Annotated in this window: 15 protein-coding genes and 1 pseudogene; 9 read left to right on the forward strand and 7 right to left on the reverse strand. The window is 58.5% G+C overall.

Annotated features, from left to right (window positions below; all coding sequences use genetic code 11):
* Positions 1-98 precede the first annotated feature (98 nt).
* On the forward strand, positions 99-851 hold the full coding sequence (locus ACP7E0_RS23480; RefSeq protein ID WP_426128297.1) for a DUF3991 domain-containing protein: 753 nt from the start codon (positions 99-101) through the stop codon (positions 849-851).
* Between the two features lie 233 nt (positions 852-1,084).
* Positions 1,085-1,405: a hypothetical protein gene (locus ACP7E0_RS23485; protein ID WP_426128298.1), complete on the forward strand. Its 321-nt coding sequence runs from the start codon at positions 1,085-1,087 to the stop codon at positions 1,403-1,405.
* Between the two features lie 320 nt (positions 1,406-1,725).
* Here ACP7E0_RS23485 and ACP7E0_RS23490 read toward each other — a convergent pair whose 3' ends face one another.
* Complete coding sequence (locus tag ACP7E0_RS23490) at positions 1,726-3,729, reverse strand: putative bifunctional diguanylate cyclase/phosphodiesterase (protein WP_426128300.1); 2,004 nt, start codon at positions 3,727-3,729, stop codon at positions 1,726-1,728.
* 775 nt (positions 3,730-4,504) lie between these two features.
* On the opposite strand from ACP7E0_RS23490, the pseudogene ACP7E0_RS23495 reads away from it, so the two are divergent.
* Both ACP7E0_RS23495 and ACP7E0_RS23500 read left to right on the forward strand, forming a co-directional pair.
* Positions 4,505-5,549 (forward strand): annotated as a pseudogene (locus ACP7E0_RS23495) (IS5 family transposase).
* A 476-nt stretch (positions 5,550-6,025) separates the two neighbouring features.
* Entirely contained in the window at positions 6,026-6,736 is a 711-nt protein-coding gene (locus ACP7E0_RS23500) for a hypothetical protein (protein WP_426128302.1), read from the forward strand.
* 134 nt (positions 6,737-6,870) lie between these two features.
* Here ACP7E0_RS23500 and ACP7E0_RS23505 read toward each other — a convergent pair whose 3' ends face one another.
* Together ACP7E0_RS23505 and ACP7E0_RS23510 are read right to left on the reverse strand one after the other, a co-directional pair.
* Complete coding sequence (locus tag ACP7E0_RS23505; protein ID WP_426128304.1) at positions 6,871-7,941, reverse strand: acyltransferase family protein; 1,071 nt, start codon at positions 7,939-7,941, stop codon at positions 6,871-6,873.
* 61 nt (positions 7,942-8,002) lie between these two features.
* Positions 8,003-9,031 (reverse strand): glycosyltransferase family 4 protein, encoded by a 1,029-nt coding sequence (locus tag ACP7E0_RS23510; protein ID WP_426128306.1) that lies wholly within the window; start codon positions 9,029-9,031, stop codon positions 8,003-8,005.
* 847 nt (positions 9,032-9,878) lie between these two features.
* Here ACP7E0_RS23510 and ACP7E0_RS23515 point away from each other — a divergent pair.
* Positions 9,879-10,031, forward strand: a complete 153-nt coding sequence (locus tag ACP7E0_RS23515) for a hypothetical protein (RefSeq protein ID WP_426128307.1) — start codon at positions 9,879-9,881, stop codon at positions 10,029-10,031.
* Between the two features lie 148 nt (positions 10,032-10,179).
* On the opposite strand, the gene ACP7E0_RS23520 is transcribed toward ACP7E0_RS23515, so the two are convergent.
* The 4 genes from ACP7E0_RS23520 to ACP7E0_RS23535 form a co-directional block, all read right to left on the reverse strand.
* Entirely contained in the window at positions 10,180-11,556 is a 1,377-nt protein-coding gene (locus ACP7E0_RS23520; RefSeq protein ID WP_426128309.1) for an aspartate aminotransferase family protein, read from the reverse strand.
* Positions 11,557-11,599: 43 nt separating this feature from the next.
* A complete protein-coding gene (locus ACP7E0_RS23525) occupies positions 11,600-13,096 on the reverse strand; it encodes an NAD-dependent succinate-semialdehyde dehydrogenase (RefSeq protein WP_426128311.1) in 1,497 nt (498 codons plus the stop codon).
* 122 nt (positions 13,097-13,218) lie between these two features.
* Positions 13,219-13,713, reverse strand: a complete 495-nt coding sequence (locus tag ACP7E0_RS23530) for an Lrp/AsnC family transcriptional regulator (RefSeq protein ID WP_426128313.1) — start codon at positions 13,711-13,713, stop codon at positions 13,219-13,221.
* An 80-nt stretch (positions 13,714-13,793) separates the two neighbouring features.
* Positions 13,794-14,381 (reverse strand): amino acid synthesis family protein, encoded by a 588-nt coding sequence (locus ACP7E0_RS23535; protein WP_426128439.1) that lies wholly within the window; start codon positions 14,379-14,381, stop codon positions 13,794-13,796.
* A 165-nt stretch (positions 14,382-14,546) separates the two neighbouring features.
* On the opposite strand from ACP7E0_RS23535, the gene ACP7E0_RS23540 reads away from it, so the two are divergent.
* The 4 genes from ACP7E0_RS23540 (at position 14,547) to ACP7E0_RS23555 (ending at position 20,211) form a co-directional block, all read left to right on the forward strand.
* Positions 14,547-16,352 carry a helix-turn-helix domain-containing protein gene (locus tag ACP7E0_RS23540; protein ID WP_426128441.1) on the forward strand — a complete coding sequence of 602 codons (1,806 nt, stop codon included), beginning with the start codon at positions 14,547-14,549 and terminating at the stop codon, positions 16,350-16,352.
* 189 nt (positions 16,353-16,541) lie between these two features.
* On the forward strand, positions 16,542-17,525 hold the full coding sequence (locus ACP7E0_RS23545) for a flavin reductase family protein (protein WP_426128315.1): 984 nt from the start codon (positions 16,542-16,544) through the stop codon (positions 17,523-17,525).
* Between the two features lie 52 nt (positions 17,526-17,577).
* Entirely contained in the window at positions 17,578-19,089 is a 1,512-nt protein-coding gene (locus ACP7E0_RS23550) for an aldehyde dehydrogenase (RefSeq protein WP_426128317.1), read from the forward strand.
* A gap of 42 nt (positions 19,090-19,131) precedes the next feature.
* Positions 19,132-20,211: an LLM class flavin-dependent oxidoreductase gene (locus tag ACP7E0_RS23555; protein ID WP_426128319.1), complete on the forward strand. Its 1,080-nt coding sequence runs from the start codon at positions 19,132-19,134 to the stop codon at positions 20,209-20,211.

Genomic DNA, 20,211 nt, shown 5'->3' on the forward strand with positions numbered 1-20,211 from the left:
GTCAGCCTTCGCGGCGACCGGGGTCGCGCCCTTGAAATGTTTGGGGGGAAAGGATTTGGGAATATGGAAGTCAGGAAATCGAACGGATAAAGGACAGGGTGTCGTGCGGGGTCGTGCTGGAGCAGGCGGGTTTTCATATCGACCTGAAGGAAAGCACACGTCGCGCCGTCAAATACCGGCGCGATGGCGAGATTGCCATCGTCACCCATGGGGGGAGGGGATGGTTCGACCCGCTGTCGGACAGGAAGGGAGATGTTTTCGGCCTGCAGGCCTGGCTTCAACCAGACGATTTTGCAGCGACCCTCAGGTCGGTTGGTGCGCTCGCCGGTGTTGCGGCATCCGGAGCGCCGTTGGCTCTCCCATCGCGACGAACACTCAGCAGCGTTATCCCGGAACGTTGGTCCAGACGTCCGCCGCTGCGCCAAGGCTCTCCCGCCTACCGCTACCTCAACGATATAAGGGTTATTCCCAGCCGCCTCTTGCAGCGTGCCGTCGCCCTAGGGCTGATCCGGGAGGTGCCCCATGGCAGCGCCTGGTTTGGTCATCACAACGGCGACGGGAAAATATGCGGCTGGGAGGAACGCGGCTCGCAATGGCGCGGCTTCTCCTCGGGTGGCACAAAGGTCCTGTTTCGGTTTGGCAGTCGGACGGCGGTTCGTCTGTGCATCACCGAAGCCGCCATTGATGCACTCAGCCTCGCGGCGATCGAACGTGAGCGTTTCGATACGCTCTACGCCAGCACCGCCGGAGGATGGTCACCTGCTACGGAATTGGCGGTGCGCAATCTTGCCGGTCGCATCGAGATCCTCGTTGCAGCGAGCGATCGCAACAGCCAGGGTGCAGGCGAGTAGAACACGAGGTCAATGACAATGGCATCCTTATGGAATTTCGTTGCGCGTTTGACGTCGAGACGGCGCCAGGAACCGCAACGGAGTCTGCCGAGAGCTAACGTCGAGCAACAAGGCGCCGAAACACCGCCGGCTGCCGAGTTGGTCCCTGACGACGCGGCTTCCGTGACCGAACCGCCCTAGCCGGAGCGATCGCCAGCGAGTGGGGCAATGCGATAGCTGCTGTCGATATTGCGGTGGGCCCTGCGGCGGCAACGACCACGGATACGGCTTCTCCTGCCGTTTCGGGGCGCGACGATGGTGTCGCGGCAGAGCCCGATACCCAACACTCCTCGCCCGCCCCCCGGGCCCTTGCGCCAAGGCGACAGAAGAAGAAGGACGGGGAAGCAGTCGCCGGGCGCCAGCTTGGCTATTCTGTCACCATCACCCCTCAGGCCATCACCCCTCAGGCCATCAGCCTCGATGACGAGATAAAGCTCCTGCGCAGCAAGCTTATCGATAAACTTCGGGTGCAGAACGTTCAACTCAAGGCCATGCTGGAGCGGTTCGAACGTTAAGTCGTGCCCTGTGGTCGCGGGGCCAACCGGCGACCGCGCAAAAGCAGGCGCCGCACCGCGCAAGCGTCCGGGCGTTCGGCGCCCGCCCGCAATTCCAGATCAGATTCCCACACCAGGTGACGCCATGGGAGGCTGCTCACATTCAGGATTACCGGCTCGACCCTATAGATGGGAGCGCCAGCACCGAGGCAACAGAATCTTCGGGCCCGACAAAGGGACCAACGCTCTGTTTGCAGCCAGGGTAGGAAGAGCCTGAAAGAACACGGAAAATGAATGCGTTCCGCCTCGGACACGCCGCGCTCGCGCCTGCCCGGGGGATATCAAGCAGCCCCCGGCAGCCGCCGCTGTAACAGTTCGTGGACGCTGGTAAGAGGTAGCGGCTTTCCGAATAAATAGCCTTGAATCTCGCTACAGCCCTGCTCCCTGACGCGGTCAAGCTGATCGCTCGTCTCGACACCTTCGGCGGTGGTCGTAATACCGAGACTTGCGCCCAGATCGACGACCGCCTTTACAATGGCTGCGCAATCCTTGGAGTTTCCAAGTTCGCGAATGAAGGACTGGTCGATCTTGATCTTGTCAAATGGAAAGAGCCGCAGATAGCTCAATGACGAATATCCAGTACCGAAGTCATCCATCGCAATCCGCACCCCTAGGCTCCTGATATGGTGCAGCGTCGCCAAGGCCGTGTCGTTGTCGGTCAACAGAACGGATTCTGTGATCTCGAGCTCAAGCCGAGAGGCCGGCAGCCCCGCATCGCTAAGCGCGGAGATGACGGTGTGAGCAAGCGTTTGGCTCTTGAACTGGAGCGGGGAAAGGTTGACGGCCACGCTGATGTCGGCCGACCAACTCGCGGCGTCTTTGCAGGCCTGGCGCAAGACCCATTCCCCGATGGGCACGATCAACCCGGATTCCTCCGCCAGTGGGATGAAATCGGCCGGTGAAACCAGACCGCGCTCAGGGTGGTGCCAACGCAACAGCGCCTCGAAGCCAACAACCCGTTCGCTATTTGTATCCACCTGCGGCTGATAGTAAATTTCAAACTGCTTGGTTTCGAGGGCATGCTGAAGGGCAACTTCGAGGTCGCGTCGCTCCTGTCTGTTGGCATCCATCGCAGTTTCGAAAAAGCAAAAGGTGCCGCGGCCATTTGCCTTTGCCTTGTACAAAGCCGTGTCAGCATGCTGCAAGAGCGAGTCCGCGATGTCGCCGTCGTCCGGGGCCATCGCGATGCCGATGCTGACGCCGATGCGAACGGATTTTCCATCGATGATGAAAGCTTTGTCGACAACGTCAATAATCCGACGAGCCAAGGTAGAAGCTTGGTCGCTGCTTTCGACATCCGCCTGGAAGACGACGAACTCATCGCCGCCAAGTCGTGCGATGCTGTCACCCTCGCGCAGGCAGGCCGTCAGCCTATCCGCTACGGCTTTGAGCAGGAGATCGCCCACGGCGTGGCCCAGGGTATCGTTTACCTCTTTGAAGCGGTCCAAATCCAAACATAATAAGGCGGTTGTTTTTCCGCTGGCGGCGACTTCCTTGTCGATCTTCTCACGCAATAGCGTTCGATTGGGCAAGCCGGTCAGCGGGTCGTGGCCCGCCATATATTTGATTTGCTCTTCGGCACGCACCGCTTCGGTGACATCTTCATGGGTTGCGACGTATCCGCCATTGTCCATGGGTTGGTGTGAAATCTTAATCACCCTGCCATCCAGCAGTAAAATATTTTGGCTTGCCGTAGACCCTTTCAGAGCGGCTTCGACTACGACATCGAAATAGGTCTCACGATTGGCAGGCGCATTACCCTGGGTTAACCGGTGATCGAGAATTTGCTGTAGAGGGGTTCCCGGTCGCGTCAATTCCGCCGGCAAGGTGTATAAGCGGGAATACGCAGCGTTGCACAGCATCAGATTTTTGTTGGCATCGAACATGCACAGCCCGTGCGGCATATTGTCTAAAGCCGTGTCGAAAAGGCTGCTCTGATCGGATATATCCTTTTTTACGCGGGCGAGCGCCGAAATATCCTCGCACTGGATTAACCACCGGCCGTGGCCCACGGGACTGGTAACCATAGAGACGAGCGTCTCGCCAACCACTATTTCCTGATGCAGCGATTTGGTTTCGGCTGACAAGTGTGTCAACCATACCGTGGATTGGTCACGGATAGGCATCTGCACAGCGATGGTTTTTGCATCGGCCCCGATTGCAATCCTCGGCAATTGCAGTAGTTGCAACAGCCGATCGTTGAATAATAGGATGCGGAGCTCCGCACTTAACAGCGCAACCCCTTGTCTCATGTTCGTCAAAACGACATCGAAAGCAGTGAGCATCGTCTATCCCCGTGCACGTCAGCGCGTACACGTATATGTAGCGTGATCTTGGACGACTTCAACCATGCGATCGACCATTGGCCAGGACCCGTGGTGTTTGATGGCCGTTTCTAACCATATTCAGGCCAAATGGCTTGCCATCAACGTCGGTGGTTTGGCATCCCATCAAGGCGACCAACCTGCGCGTGTTCTAACTGTCGTCGAGGGGCGTCGACTTTAGGATCGGCATGGGGTGACTGTGGCACAGCGAGGATCCGATAGCCTCCAGGGGACGACATCATCGATATTGCCCGACCGCCGGTTAGGCCGCACAGATAACTTGGAGCAAAACTTCGCATTGATACCATGCGCTAAATCGCCGGGTAACGTCTGATGATCACCCAAATCGCTTCAGGCGGGAGAAGATGATGTGGCGCAAACCATTCCGGTCAAAGAGACCGCAGCAATCGGGTTCTGGATCCGACCAAGGCCATCCGGCCGGGGACGCCATCTTTGCCGAGGCACACGCTCTCTACGGCAGTGAAGCCGCGACCGCGGTCGCCTACTGTGGACTGGACGCCTGGTTCGATGGCGATAACGGGGAGTTTCGCTGCTTCGCCGAAATGTTTCGACGGCTCAAGACCTAGAATGCCCCAACCGCCGTCCGACAGACGATCAACGCGACGTCGGAAATCGCCACGCTAAGAGTCGTTCAGTGCGGCGTTGGTGCGGGGATCAAATTTCAACGTGTTGGAACTATGTGGCTGCGATCGAAAATTAGCACGATTGATCCAGCATGCCGCACAAACATAACGCCGCCCCGCCGCCATCACATCGGTAAAATGAAGTTCAGGGTGACGAACTGGGCGGAGTATGAGGCGGGCCTTCGCCGCCGTGGCAGTTTAACCCTTTGGATAACGCCGGAAGCGTTAGCGGGCTGGGCGGCCCCACGTCGCAAAACGCGCGGGGGCCAGCCTCTCTATTCGGATCTGGCGATCGAAACTACGCTGATGCTGGGCATGGTATTCGGATTGCGTTTGCGCCAGAGCGAAGGGCTTCTGAGTTCGGTGCTTGACGTGATGGGATTGGATTTGCCTGTGCCCGATCACACCACGCTCAGCCGCAGGGCCAGAACCTGGAAGCCATCGGCCAGAAGCAACGACCGGCAGCATGCGGCGGATGGACCCATTCATGTTCTGGTCGACAGTACGGGGCTCAAGATCTATGGCGCGGGCCAATGGCTGGCAGAAAAGCCCGGAGCGAAGTCCCGGCGTGGCTGGCGAAAACTGCACTTGGCTGTTGACGCCGACAGTGGCGAGATCATTGCCCATAGCCTGACAGATCAGGAAACCGGCGATGCCCCGCAGCTGGAGCCGTTGCTGGATCAGATCGACGATGAGATCGGCCAGCTCACTGCCGATGGAGCCTATGATGGCACTCCCACCTACGACGCTGTTCTGCGTCACAGTGCAGGCGCAAGGGTCGTCATTCCACCGCGCTCGAACGCAGTTGAACGACCCAACGCCCAGGCGTCCTGCCAGAGAGACGATCACATCGCATCCATCCAGATCGATGGCCGGTTGAAATGGCAGGACGGTGCCGGCTATGGCAAACGGGCTTTGGTTGAAACCGCGATGAGTCGATACAAAGGCGTCATTGGACCGCGCTCGTCAAAGACCAAATTCCGCTCATTTGCTGATCCACGCGCCAACGCCCCAGCGGCGCGTCTATATCTGTTGCTCCTTGAATGTTCGAGGGCCATCTTGATTAGATCCGTCCACACTGCCTCATGCTACGCTTCGTACATCAATAGATTGCATATAGGTAATTTTAATACGTAATAATTCATGATTACATTGATGCATTCCAATTGACGAGCAAAGGAATGCTAGTTTAGGTTGTTGGTAATTGCCCAGCCGATCATTCCGGGGACGCCGATCAATGCGATGTATTGGTAGCATGAGAGCGCTCGAAAATAGGCTCGTTTCAGTAGTCCTGGCTCTCTTCGCCGTTGTTGTCCGGACTATTGGGTGGTGGATATATTTCTGCGTTCTTACGACGAAGCTACGGAGGATCGCACTCGCGGTGTCCACACAAGAATCGGCGCCTATATGCGCTTCGATCCCATAGGGATTTTGCCGCTTCTTTGTGTCTGCGCAGAAGAAATGGCCGGATCGCGCAGTCTGCCTCTCCGATCCCGAGGGGCACATCTTCACCGGCGCGGAAGTCAAACCCATTGAGGGTACCGATAACGAATGCAACCGGAAACGTGCTGGGTAAGGTGCCGTAGAGGAAATCAAGCGGGGGCAATGCGACAATGCCACGTAAGAAGCTGGGCTCCTTGCCAAGTGCGATGCTCTGGCTGACCGTGCTTTGCGCGGCGGCCGTAGGATGGTTCTATTGGTCCTTCCCAGAAACAATCCTCCGCTACAGATTAACGGCAGATTTTCGCGTCGACGGCAAACTGGTCAGCGGGACAGGTGTCTGGCAGGTCAAGTACCAGCCGAGGATTTGCTCCGATCACTGCACCACCCGAGCGAAATTGACGGGAGACGCGATCCCGATTGAACTTGGCCCGAAGCGAGGAACGCTTTGGATTTTATTGCGGCAAAGAAACGACGCACGAGACTACCAATTTGAACTAAGAACAAAGCCGGAGTGGATTGTACCATACTTATTTGGACATTCTCCGTTCTCGCCGCCGTCATTTCCGAAGTACGTGCGCGGCTTGAGGGAAATACATGGAACCGTTCACCCCACGCTAAAACAACTGCCGCAAATGGTCATTTTGCCAAATGACGAACTGCCAACGAAATATCAGTGGGTGGGGACGGGTCCAGGCGGCGTCGATCTGGGGCCTCTGCCAGAATTCGTCGGTGCGTCGATAACGGTTACCGATGAGCCTCCCACCACGGGTATTAGAACGCGCCTTTCCTGGCTCGATGTGAAGTTGCGTCCGGTGTTTGCCTTGTCAAGAAGCGAATCGGACGGATTGGTCATTCAAGATTTTGAGGAGATACATCCATGAATACAGGTCAAGACGCAATTTTTGGACCTTGCCAGCCTGGCCTTGCAGGCCTACGGCATCGCAAGCAAAATCCCGGTCTTGCGAACGGAAAGAAGAAACTGTCTATCTGATTGTACTGGTCGTCGCATTGCCGGCTAATATGTGGCCCTATTTGGCTTGGCCATCAGAAGAAGCAATCGTTTTTTTATTGTTGGATTAAGCCGCCGTTCTACAGCCAAATGGAAGAGAATGGAGAATGCAACCAGCCCTGTCGACGCCATGGTCAGGGCGCTGAATGGTGGAACGACGTCCAACAACTCGGTTATTGCGATGTAACCGATATTCTGATGGACAAGATAGAACGAATAGGTAGCGCCGCCCAGAATGCCCAAGACACTCCAGTATCGCGCGCTGATGCTCAGTCTCGTCAGAAAAATAAAGGCGGCAATAGAAACGACGACAATCGTTGTGATCACCGGCCTGGAAAGCGCAACGGAATAGGTGTCTTCAAACCAAGTTGCGCCAGAAAGAGATGTATATATCGAAAAGGCAGCGGCACACATAAATAGGGCAATACCGTAATAGGAAAATTCCCGGCGCAACCGGTGGAAAACAATCCCCATTGAAAAGAAACCACAGTATTCGGTGATAAAGAGATTCTGCAAATGCGTCGAACCGACATAAAACTCATTAAGAAATGAGAATGCGATCCAGAACGGAATGATCCTGAGGATATTTTGGAATTGCCCAAGCGCGATAAGGACAAAAACCCAGCCATAGAAAACGACTTCTAGAACGATCGACCAATATACGCCATCAACGAAAGGCTCTCCCAGAACAAGAGAAAATATGAATACGTTTGCCGCATATTGACTGAGGCCAATCTGAAACAGGGGATTGGATGAAAACATCATGACGGCTGCGGTGACACTCATGATGATGAGAAATGTGGGATATACACGTGCGAACCTCGAGACCAAGAAATCGGACGGCTTTTGCCCTTCAGCGGAATATGAAATCACAAATCCGCTGATTATAAAGAATATGCTGACACCCAGATAACCGTACTTGGCGACGGACTTCAGAAAGTCTGAAATGAAAATCGCAGGTAATTCCCCGGCGGCTTGACCTCGGAATGCGAAATGGTAGGACATGACCGCCAGAGCCGAAATGACCCGGAGGATATCAAGACCGTAGATGTGTTTATTCTGGCTTGAATTTGTCATCAGAGGATGATCCCCAAATAATCACAAATAATTGGAAACAGTGTGCGGAATGGCCTAACGCTCACAAATTGGCACCAATCGAAGAAAACAGGGCTTTATATTTGGCAGCCACGTCATCCCACCTATGCTGACCAGCCACCTGCGAACCTTTGTTCACAAGTTCCGCCCGAAAATCCTCGTCTTCGACCAACCGCACAATGCCGGCGGCGATGTCCTCCACCGAATATGGGTCCACAAGAAGAGCGGCCTCCCCGGCGATTTCCTGAGTGGCGGTCGCGGCGGAGGTAAGGACAGGAGTCCGGCAGCTCATTGCCTCAATGATCGGGATTCCAAAGCCCTCATACAGCGAGGGGAAAAGGAATGCAGTTGCGCCCGCCAGCAAGGGACCGATCTGGCTCTCCTCGACATAACCGATGAAGTTTGTCCGCGGCACCACAGGCAATTGGTTTAGCGTTCCAAAGACATGACTACGGTCGGGATTGCCCGACACGACCAGGTGTATGTCCTCGGGCAGTTGCTTTTGTGCGAGCGCCCATGCTTGCAAAGAACGGATCAAGTTCTTCCTTTTGTCAGCAGTCGCCTGCAAGAGCACATATTTCTTGGGCAGGGATAGAGCCATTCGCGTGGCCTCGATATCGGCGTCCGGGTATGGTCGGAAGTGGGTGCTGACACCATTCCCAATGATTTCAATTCTCTCAGGAGCGACGTTCAGTGTTTCGGCAATACGTGCCCGGGAGAACTCTGAAACCGTCACAACGCGGATGGCCCGCCGCACCAAAACAGGCAAAAGGTTTTGATAGAGTGTCACAAAGGAATTGGAGAAAAACTCTGGTAGGTCAAGAAATGCAACATCGTGAAGTGTGACAACCTGGTTCGCCTTGGTGATCGGCCCGGTTGCCGAAGGGGACCAAAGGACATTGCCCAACGTCCTTGCCGGCAAAACCGTCTGCTCCCACAAATGCGCTTTAATGCCGCTTAACGGGCGCGTAGGCGCAATCCGTCCAATTGCAGGCAAACGTTTCAGGATTTCTATCGCGGCACGCTGCTGCCCCCCCCATTTTGAGGCCGGTGATCCGGGTGTTGGCCACAATCTTCATGGGTACTCCATGGGTTCACGCACCTCATTCTAGTATTCAGCTGTAGGTGACGTGAGTGTAGTTTTTGTTAATGCAACTGATCTTCTCAAGTTCCGGAAATCCGGACGCGAGCCAAGATTTACAAAATCTGCTATACGGATCGAAATGGCGAGGCACGCTCCACCGAGTGGTTCGCACGGTTGGAAAAAGGGATCTGACACCAACGCAATTTGAGAAGTGACGTTTCCTTGGTAACCCCCCGGTTGTCATCGTCTGCCTGATATCGCCGTGATGGCGTAAGGCACGTCGTTAGCGACGTACTTAGGCGAGGTTGGTTTACGATGCGTATCGAAATTCCTGGGCAGCAATGGTGGCGTCTGTTGAGCTTGATATCCTGATCGATTCCGGTGCTGTCGTTTGGCACCTTAAGCGTGAGAATGCGGACGATTCGTTGTTGTTTGGCAGTTTATTTGAGATCCCGTGGGCGGAGAACCTCAGATTAAGTGCAACTACGAAGACGTCCCCGACTTACGTGCGGGGTTCACTATCTTTTCTATAGTAGCGCGTTGCCGAAGCGGGCTTTGTTCTCGCCCGTCATTTGGCTACGCAGTGCGCAAAGCATCTCCGGTCCTGCGCGCTGGGCGATGGCCATAACAACCAAAAGAGCCGGCCGCAAATGCGGTGGTAAGATCGGACTTACCGGGGTCGGAAAGTCGCTAGGCTCCATCTTTAGGCCGGCATCGTAAATTCTCGGATGGCTTCGGCTCGATACGCCGAATCCCAAACCGCTTCGTCAACCTCGTCGGGAAATGGAGCGTTCAGTGCTGTAACACCGCCGATTTCATCGACGATCGAATCACCATGGACGACGTGCACATTGCCCATTTCGCGGCGTTGCTAAGAACGTTTTCGAAAGAGCACGGCCGCCAAGTGATGATCGCCGTTCAAGATCGCCAGCGTTTCGAGTATCTTAAACTGGAGCTCAGTCCCGCCATCTGGAAGACAGCCTGCTAACCCTTGAGCTGTCGCGCGGCCCACGCAGAGACAGCGTTTGCATTTCACAGCGGTTCTCGTCCAAAGAACTGTTCGCAGCCGCAGGCGGCGGTGTGATTAATCCGCACGGCCGCCAATGTCGTTTCCTTTCAAGCGGAGCCAGCGCAGCTCAGCGGCCGAGAACGGACTCGATTGCGCCGGCCGCTGCCTTTACGATGATGTCGGCTTCGACGCGGGTGAGGCAGAGCGGTGGGGCAAAGCCGAGGATATCGCCCTGTGGCATGGCACGCCCAATGACCCCGCGCTCAAGCAGGGCGGCGGAGACCTGTGGGCCGATCTTCTTCGATGCGTCGAAGAACGTGCAGTCATCCTTGTCCTCGACGAATTCGACCGCTGCCATCAGCCCGTCGCCGCGCACGTCGCCGACGTTCTTGTGGCCGCCCACGGCCTTGGCGAGCTCGGCGCGGAAATAGGCACCGGTATAGCCGGCATTCTCGACAAGACGGAGTTCATCGACCAGTTCGAGGTTGGCGATACCGGCGGCGGCGCAGATCGGGTGGGCGGAATAGGTCCAGCCATGGCCGATGGCGCCCATCCTGTCGGAGCCTTCGACCAGCACCTGCCACATCCTGTCCGAGACGATCGAGCCGGACAGCGGCGCATAGGCCGAGGTCAGGCCCTTGGCGATGGTTATCAGGTCCGGCCTGATTCCATAGTGGTCGGACCCGAACATCGAGCCCAGGCGGCCGAAGCCGGTCACGACTTCATCCGCCACGAGCATGATATCGTACTTTTCGAGCACGGCCTGGATTTTCTGCCAGTAGCCGGCAGGTGGTGGAACGATGCCGCCGGTGCCAAGGATCGGCTCGCCAATGAAGGCTGCGATCGTGTCCGGCCCTTCAGCCAGGATCATCTCCTCCAGCTTGTCGGCGCAATGTTGCGAGAACTGTTCCTCGCTCATTGAGCGGTCCGGGCGGCGGAAATAATAGGGGGCCTCCGTATGCAGGATCGGCGCGCGCGGCAGGTCGAACAGGTTGTGGAAGAGTTCAAGGCCGGTCAGCGAACCGGTCATGACCCCGGAACCGTGATAACCGCGCCAACGCGAAATGATTTTCTTCTTTTCCGGACGGCCGAGGATGTTGTTGTAGTACCAGATCAGCTTGATGTTGGTCTCGTTGGCGTCGGAGCCGGACAGGCCGAAATAGACCCGGGACATGCCCTTCGGCGCCCGGTCGATAATCATCTTCGACAGCGTGATCGAGGCTTCCGTGCCGTGGCCCACATAGGCGTGATAGTAGGCAAGGTTCTTTGCCTGCTCTGCGATCGCATCGGAAATCTTCTGGCGGCCGTAGCCGACATTGACGCAGTAGAGGCCGGCAAAGGCATCGAGGGTGGTGCGCCCGTTGGTGTCGGTGATGTAGACGCCTTCGCCGCCGGTGATGATGCGCGTCGGCGTTTCACCGCGCGCGTGCATGCCCATATGTGTGGACGGGTGGAAGAAGTGGTCCCGGTCCCAGGCGGTCATTTCGTTGCTATGTTCGGACATGGTATTTTCCTTTTTTTAGCGTTCGGGAGCGCGTGGATGAGCCTCAGGCGGCCGTGTCGATGCAGATGTACTTGAGTTCGGTGAAGGCCTCGAGCCCGTGGCGGGAGCCTTCGCGGCCGATGCCGGATTGCTTCCAGCCGCCGAAGGGAATGGGGCCGCCGGTGATTTTCACCCGGTTGATCGCCACCATGCCGTATTCGAGCGCCCGGCCGAGCCGCATCTGGCGTGCGCCGTTTTCAGTGACGACATAGGCGACCAGTCCATATTCCGTATCGTTGGCGCAGGCGACGACTTCGGCCTCGGTGTCGAAGGCGGTGACGGCGGCGACCGGCCCGAATGTTTCTTCGTGCATGATGAGCGCGTCGGAGGGCACGTCGGCGAGAAGCGTCGGCGTGTAGAACAGCGGCCCGGCCTTATGGCGCGCGCCGCCGGTCAGCAGTGTTGCACCGCGGGCAAGCGCGTCGGAAACCTGTTCCTCTACCTTGGTGATCGCGCGCTCATGCATCAGCGGGCCGATCTCGGCGCCAGCCACCAGCCCCGTGCCGACCTTCAAGGCCTCGATGCGGGCCTTGAAGACGGTGTTAAAGGCCGCAAGCGCCGGACGCTCGACATAGATGCGATTGGCGGCAAGGCAGTCCTGTCCGGATGTGGCAAATTTGGCATCAATCGCTATATCCACCGCCTTGTCGATATCGGCATCGGCAAAGACGATCAGCGGCGCGTGACCGCCGAGTTCCATCACCAGACGCTTCATGGTCGTTGCGCATTGGCCGGCGATCAGTTTGCCGATTTCGGTCGAACCCGTGAAGCTCATCGCGCGCAATCGGGCATCGCTGCTCATGCGGCTGACGATCGTCGCGGCATCACCGGGGACGACGTTGAACACACCGGCCGGAAGTCCGGCCCGCTCGCCAAGCTCGGCCAGCGCCAAGGCGGATAAAGGTGTTTCGGACGAGGGGTGGGCAACGACCGTGCAGCCGGTCGCCAGCGCCGCCGCCGCCTTGCGGGTGATCATGGCACACGGAAAATTCCAGGGCGTGATGATGCCGACAACGCCGAGCGCCTCGCGACGCACGATCATCTCGGCACCCATCAGGTGGTTGGTGACGCTCTCGGCATTCAGCCGCTTGCCCTCCTCGGCATACCATTCGATGAACGAGGCGGCGTAGTCGATCTCGCCTGCCGACTCCGACAGCGGCTTTCCCTGTTCCAGTGTCATGATCAGCGCGAGATCATCCTTGGCCGCAAGCACCAGATTGTACCAGCGGCGCAGAATTCTGGCGCGCTCCTGGGGCAGCAGGGCGCGCCATTTGGGGAATGCCGTCGATGCTGCGTCTATAGCGTTTGTGGTCTCGTCCGCGTCCAGCGCGGATACCCAGGCAAGCGGCATGGAGGAGGCGGGATCGCGCACCTCGAACGTGCGGTTCGCGCCACTGGCGATCCAGCGGCCGCCGACATAGGCCAGTGATTTCAGGAGATGTTTGTCCTTGAGGCGCTCAAGCGCCTCGTGACAGGCAGGTCGTGCGAATACGGCGTTCATTTCCGGCTCCTCGTGCTTGAAAGTTGCCGGAAGTCTGACAGCTTTCACGCGAGGAATGGTCTGTTGAGCCGAACGATAAGAGAGGATTGGTCCAAAGAAGATGGCTGCCGCAGAGGAATCGTCTAGTCGTTCGGCGCTTCCGGCGTGGACAAAAGCACGGACAGCGGCAGCGCCGTTTCCTCCTTCACCGTCTTGGTGACGATATAGGTGAAATAGCGGGCGATGCCGATTTCTCGGTCGAGCAGGCTGTCGACCAGCCGCTGATAGGCGTCGATATCGGCCGCCATGATCCTGAGGATATAATCGACCCCGCCGCCGACCGACCAGCAGGCGGTGATTTCGGGTATGGTGGCGACGGCACGATCGAAGCGATCGAAATCCGCCTGCCGATGGTTTTCGAGGGTGACTTCCATCATGACGTTGGCGACGGGTGCCAGGCGACGGACCGCAACGCGGGCGTGATAGCCCGAGACGATGCCGGCCTTTTCCAATTTGCGCAGTCGCATCCAGCACGGCGTGGGCGAAAGCCCGACCTCTTCGGCCAGCGCCACCTTGGTGATGCGGCCATCGCGCTGGACGGCTTCGAGGATGCGCAGGTCGATCGAGTCAAGTTTCATGCGGTTACATATTCTGCCGGTGACGCAACAGCAATCATGCTGACGCCGCCCGTTTATGCTAAGGCGGCGAAGGATGCGGCTCACGCGTGCTTTTCAGCGTCCATTTCCGCCATGTCCTGGAAACGGTCGGCGATGCGGGCATGAGCCCGGCCGCTGTCGCAGGCGCCGATCGCGACGACGATCTCGTCGGGTCCAGGCGCATCGGCGATTTGGAAACTGGCGGTGAGGAAGTGCGAACGCTTTCCGGATTCAGTCTTGTGTGTCATCGGCAGTGACAGCAGTGCACCTGGAGCTGCGCGCGTGTTGGTGAATTCGAGGTAGGAGGTGCCTTGGACAGCGTCGCGAAAGACATTTCCGAAGCGCAGCGTGTGGATGAGGGCGGATCCGTGCTCAATTTCTCCATTCACGCCGACGGCTGCGGTCTTGCCGAAGGCCTCGACCTTTTCTGCGGGCATTAGAGCCAGCAGGCGGCGTGTCAGTTCGTGGCCGAGCACGGGCGCAACGCGCAGGATTTCTGGGCGCAAGTTGTCGACGAAACCCTCTCCCGCCCAAGGGTTGCGCAGGATGGCTGCAACAACCACCATAGTGATCGGCCGCTCCGCATCCTTGCCGCCTTCAATGAAGGTCTCCTCGATGAAATTGGCAATTTTTCTGACGCCGATATCCATTGTCGCGATCTTTCCGTTGATGATGGTGGATAAACTAGTGAGCATCGAGCCTCGAAGTCTTCCTGCGTTTCGCAGGAATGGAGGACTGCATTTTACTCTGGTAAGGAGTAGAACTGAGGGTAAGAACGGTGCAAACTTTGGTTCCCCAGGGAGTACATGCGCAGCGTGGACCAGAAATCGCAGATCTTGTCATTGAGGGATGTCGCCAGTCAGATCAACAGCGGTGGCGATCTCACCGCCGTCCTGCGCGACCTGATCATTGCCGCCTGCCGTCACGCCCATTGGGCGCTGGGCTCGATCATGGCGATCGATGCGGCTCACGGCTATGCCCACGTTGTCGTGCGGTATGATCCGACGCTGATCCAGCGGCAATTGCCGGATAAGTGGGAACTGGCGACAAGCCCCTCGCTGATTGCGCTTCAGCGCAACGAGCCTGTCTATATCCGCGATGCGCGTGAATCCGAGGAATTCCCGGGCTATCGGCGCGAGGCGTTCGAACGCGATTACCGCACGGTTCTGGTCATGCCGATGAACTGCGCCGACAGCGAGGGCCGGCCCATGGTGCTCAGCGTGATCGCGCGCCAGATCACAGAAGTCTCGGAAGACGACCTCGCTTTCCTTGGTATGATGGTGCATCTGGGGGCAATCGCCGTCGAACGACAGCATCGGCTGGAAGCGGAGAAGCGCTCGTCTGACCGTCTGCAGAAAGCCTTGCAGGCGCATACTTCGCTGCTGGACCACGTGCTGGCCGATGGTTCCGTCGCCTCCCTGTCGAGCATGGTCGGCGCCCTTTTGCCCAATCCACTTGTCGTCATCGATTTCACCACAAACCAAGTGATCCCCGGCCGTTCCCCCAACCTCGGCCATTTCGAGGATACAGCCTGGTGGGAGGCGGCGACGACGTCCCTCCGCTTGCCGTTGATGCGCGCCGCGCGCGACGCGATCGATCGCGGCAGCGGAGAGACGACCAATCTGTTTCTTGATGACGGAACGCGGCGGTTCACGATTTCGGCGCGGATCGAACTCCTGAATGTCGATGCCCAGTTGGTTGGTGCGCTGATCATATTCCCGTCGTCGCGCGAATTCACCGATCTGGATCTGCTGATGCTCGATAGCGCCAAGTTTGCGCTCAACGTCCAGATGATGCGCAGTTTCATCCGCTTCCGGTTCGAAACCCGCACCCAGACGGAGCTGTTCTTTGAAGTGGTGGAGCAGCGCTGGCGCAATGCCAGCGACGTGCTGCAGCGTGCGCAACGCCTCGGGCTCAATTTTGCAACTGCGCAGCAGATGATCGTCGTCGATTTTCCGGAGCGCACGAAAAGCCTAGGCGGTATCTCGATCGATGTCGAGCACAGCGTTGCACGGATATTGCAGCAGGCGTCGATGCCAGCAAGCGTAATTGCCACCGATGGCGGGTTGGTCTGCCTGGTGCCGTTCGATGCCAGCAAACGGCAAGAAAAACTCAAGAAGATGATGCGCCGCATCGTCGAGGATCTCGGGCGCTCCTTCGAGGAAGAACCAATCGTCGTCGTCAGCAATCGCTGCAGCGTTCTTGCGGATTATCCTGCGGCCTGGGAGCGGTGCAGTCGCACGATCCGCATCGGCCGTTCCTTCGGCCGCACCGGCGCGCTGTCCGGGCAGGATTTCGGACCGCTGCCATTGTTGGTCGCGGCGTCCGATGCCGGCGATATCCGGGGGTTCGTCCATGACAGCGTCGGCGCCATCGCCGAGCATGACCACGAGAACGGGACGCCGTATCTCGAGACGCTGTCAGCCTACCTGAAGGAAGGCTGTCGCAGCCAGGCCTGCGCGGATACGATGGGTCTGCATGTGACCACTTTGCGATACCGCCTGTCGCGTATCCAGGAACTGTTCAGCATCGACGTGGAGACGCCGGAACAGCGCTTTGCGGTCGAACTGGCGCTACGGTTGCATGCCGTGATCGACAATCGCACCCCGAACGAAAACTAGCACTCATCATTGGTTTCATGGATCGGCGGCCCGCGTCTAGCGGCCTCGAGAGCGTGCGTGCTTGTTCCTTTCGGTGTCCTTCGGATCAGAGCAGGAGATTCCCATTTCTTGCTTCGGACAGGAGGAAGAATGGCCGACTTCCACCCGCTAGCCTTCTCTCATCGAACTGGAATGAGGATGGCAGCAACGATGGCTGAGACAGCGACAAGACCCGATACGGCAATCGACCCCATCGCTCTGCGCCGCGCCTTCGGCACATTCGTAACCGGCGTCACGGTGATTACGACGCTGGATGAGGACGGCACGCCCCGGGGCATGACCGCCAATTCCTTCAGCTCCGTGTCGCTCAATCCGCCCTTGCTGCTCGTTTGCGTCGGAAAATCTGCGTCGAGTTTTCCGGCCTTCACGGCGGCCCCGGCTTTTGCCGTCAATCTTCTGCATGAAGGCCAGATCGAGGTCTCGGCAACATTCGCGTCGAAATCCCCCGACAAGTTCCAGTCGGTCAACCATGACCGGGTGCATACCGGCTCGCCGATCCTGACCGACAGCCTGACCTGGTTCGATTGCACGGTTCATACCCGCGTCGATGCCGGCGATCACGTCATCCTCGTTGGCCAGGTGCAGGCCTTCGGAACCAGCCCTTCGGCACCTCTCGGCTTCTGCCGCGGCCGGTATGCGAGCGTCAAGGATCCACTGCCCGCGGGCTGGGTTGCCTCTCACGGGATGATCATCGGCTATCTTATCGAGGCAGAGGACAACCTGCTCCTGCGCTCAGAGGGGAAGGGCGGCTGGGTTCTGCCGACGGCAAAACGGCGCAAGGCCGACAGCCGCTTGATGATCGACGACGGCGATGCACTGAGCCTCGTTTCCGAAGATACGTTCCTCTACTCCGTCTTTGACGTCGCCGACAGCGACCCGGGTTACCTGATCTATCGCGCCCGACTTGCGGCCGACGCGGCCGGTGGAGAACTACCGGCCGGGCTGCAGTTCTTCCCGATCGACGCCTTGCCCTACGACCAGATCCCGACCCACGAGCTGCGGTCGATGCTGCGCCGCTACGTGCGCGAACGGCAGGAAAATCGCTTCGGCATCTACATGGACACGGGAGACGGCGGCCGGGTGGCGATGATCGACGGGCAGGCCCGCTCCTGGATGCAAGTCGCCCAGGATTAGATCGCCCAGATTTAAACCGCGCAAGATTAATTTGAGAAGCAGGACACCAGATATGAAGACGACGGTCAAAACTATCGAAGGGTCGCGCCAGGGCCTGTTCATCGGCGGCCAGTTCGTGGCGCCGAAAAACGGACGCTACATCGACAGCTTCGACCCGACCACCGGCGAGCGATGGTACGAGCTCGCCGAAGCCGATGCGGATGATGTCGAGGCTGCTGTTTCGTCGGCGCAGGCCGCCTTTCGCAACCCCGCCTGGCGGCGGATGACGCAGACCGATCGTGGCCGCCTGGTGCGCAGGCTGGCTGATCTCGTGCTGGAGCACGCCGACGAATTGGCCGATATCGAGACGCGTGATAACGGCAAGCTTCTCAAGGAAACACGGGCGCAGATGCGCGCCATGCCGGACGCCTACAACTATTTCGCCGGGATGGCCGACAAGCTGCAGGGCGAGACGATCCCGGTCAACAAGCTCGACATGCTCAACTTCAACTTGCGCGAACCGATCGGCGTCGTCGGGATGATTACACCATGGAATTCGCCGCTCATGCTTCTTACCGGCACGCTCGCCCCGTGCCTCGCCATTGGCAACACCGTCGTCATCAAGCCATCCGAACACGCGACCGCCTCGACGCTGGCGCTTGCCGAACTGATTGCCGAAGCAGGCTTTCCGGCCGGTGTCGTCAACGTGGTCACCGGCACGGGCAATAGTGCGGGAGAAGCGCTGACACGACATCCTGGTATCGCCAAATACGTGTTCACCGGCAGCACCGCGACGGGTCGTCGGATTGCCGGACACGCGGCCGAAAACCTCGTTCCCTGCTCGATGGAGCTGGGCGGCAAGTCCCCACATGTCGTCTTTGCCGATGTCGATATCGAGCATGCCGTCAACGGCGTCGTCTCCGGTGTATTTGCCGCGGCCGGGCAGACCTGCGTCGCCGGATCGCGCTGCTTTGTCGAGGCAAGCGTCTACGACCGTTTCGTCGAGGCGCTTGTTGCCCGCACGCAGCGCATCAGGGTCGGCAATCCGACTGTCGACGAGACCGATATCGGCCCGCTCGCCCTGGCAGACCAGCTTTCCAGGGTCGAAGGCTATGTCGCTTCCGGCGTGAAGGAAGGGGCAAGGGTCGCGAGCGGCGGCAAGCGTCCGCAATCGGGCGAGCTTGGGCGCGGCTGGTATTTCGAGCCAACGGTCATGGTCGATGCGCAGAATGACATGACGTTCATGCGCGAAGAGTTGTTCGGCCCGGTTGTCGGCGTCATGCCCTTCTCGTCGGAAGACGAGATGATCACGCTCGCCAACGACACGCGCTATGGCCTCGCCTCCGGCATCTGGACCAAGGACATCGATCGCGCTCTACGCTTCGCCAACCAGATCGAGGCGGGTACCGTGTGGATCAATACCTATCGGTCGTCTTCCTTCATGTCCGCCAATGGCGGCTTCAAGGAGAGCGGCTACGGCCGGCGCGGTGGCTTCGAAGTGATGCGCGAGTTCTCGCGGCTGAAGAACGTCATCATCGATTATTCCGGTGCCATGCAGGACCCCTTCGTCATTCGCCTGAAGTGACCCGACACAAGAAACCCTGGCCCGCGAGGGAGGAAAATTTTCATGAAATTCGCAGTCTCACTCACCATGGAACGTTTCTCACCGGACACGCCGATGTCCAGCGTCAAGAGCAACCTGCTGGAGCTTGCCCGCATGGCCGACGAAGGCGGTTTCGAAACGCTCTGGACCGCCGAGCATCACACGATCGAATGCACGATTTCGCCCAACCCGTTCCAGACGCTGACCTGGTTGGGACAGCAGACCGAGCAGATCCGGCTCGGTACCTCGACATTAGTTGCGCCCTATTGGAGCCCGATCCGGCTTGCCGGCGAGGCAGCGCTTTGCGACCACCTGACGGATGGCCGACTGGAATTCGGCATTGCGCGCGGCTCCTATCAATACGAATTCGACCGCATGGCCGGCGGCATGCCACAGCAGGAAGGCGTCGCCTATCTCAAGGAACTGGTGCCGGCCGTCCGGAAACTGTGGCAGGGCGACTATGCCCATGACGGCCACTACTGGAAATTCCCGCTTGCGACAGCGGTGCCGAAACCACTGCAGCAGCCGCATCCTCCGATCTGGGTCGCGGCGCGCGATCCCGGCACCTTCGATTGGGCCATCAGCATCGGTGCAAATATCCTATCGACACCGCTGTCCGCGCCTGCAGCCGAAATCCAGGTTCTCGCCGACAAGTTCGAAAAGGCCGTCGCCGATCATCCGGAGGTCCAGCGGCCGCGCTTCATGATGCAGCGCCGGACCTGCGTCTACGACAAGCCGGAAGACTGGCAACTCGCCGTCCAGCACAGCATGGACTACGGCCGGACCTTCGAGAACCTGATGCAGAATATCGGCGCGGTCCGGGATGGTTTTCCGGAAGCGGTTCCGTTCGAGAGCGTTAGGGGCAAGGACAACTACAATCCCGACAATATCCGCAAGAACCTGCTGTTCGGTACGCCGGACGAAGTGATCGAGAAGCTGCTCGCCTATGAGGCGGCTGGCGTCGATCAGTATTGCCTCGGCCTCACCTTCAACCTGCCGTTCGAATTGCAGAAGAAGACGCTGCGGCTGTTCGTCGATGAAGTCATGCCGTTCTTTGCAGCTCGTGACCTAGACCGTCAGCGCTCAGTGGCGTCGGGACTCTGA

It is taken from the genome of Pararhizobium sp. PWRC1-1 (assembly GCF_049897905.1).
Classification (GTDB): Bacteria; Pseudomonadota; Alphaproteobacteria; order Rhizobiales; family Rhizobiaceae; genus Pararhizobium.

Coding starts and splice junctions, on each gene's coding strand:
- ACP7E0_RS23490 (WP_426128300.1), bottom strand. CDS start 3,729: ATGCTCACTGCTTTCGATGTCGTTTTGACGAACATGAGACAAGGGGTT.
- ACP7E0_RS23500 (WP_426128302.1), top strand. CDS start 6,026: ATGCCACGTAAGAAGCTGGGCTCCTTGCCAAGTGCGATGCTCTGGCTG.
- ACP7E0_RS23505 (WP_426128304.1), bottom strand. CDS start 7,941: ATGACAAATTCAAGCCAGAATAAACACATCTACGGTCTTGATATCCTC.
- ACP7E0_RS23515 (WP_426128307.1), top strand. CDS start 9,879: ATGGACGACGTGCACATTGCCCATTTCGCGGCGTTGCTAAGAACGTTT.
- ACP7E0_RS23520 (WP_426128309.1), bottom strand. CDS start 11,556: ATGTCCGAACATAGCAACGAAATGACCGCCTGGGACCGGGACCACTTC.
- ACP7E0_RS23525 (WP_426128311.1), bottom strand. CDS start 13,096: ATGAACGCCGTATTCGCACGACCTGCCTGTCACGAGGCGCTTGAGCGC.
- ACP7E0_RS23530 (WP_426128313.1), bottom strand. CDS start 13,713: ATGAAACTTGACTCGATCGACCTGCGCATCCTCGAAGCCGTCCAGCGC.
- ACP7E0_RS23535 (WP_426128439.1), bottom strand. CDS start 14,381: ATGGATATCGGCGTCAGAAAAATTGCCAATTTCATCGAGGAGACCTTC.
- ACP7E0_RS23545 (WP_426128315.1), top strand. CDS start 16,542: ATGGCTGAGACAGCGACAAGACCCGATACGGCAATCGACCCCATCGCT.
- ACP7E0_RS23550 (WP_426128317.1), top strand. CDS start 17,578: ATGAAGACGACGGTCAAAACTATCGAAGGGTCGCGCCAGGGCCTGTTC.
- ACP7E0_RS23555 (WP_426128319.1), top strand. CDS start 19,132: ATGAAATTCGCAGTCTCACTCACCATGGAACGTTTCTCACCGGACACG.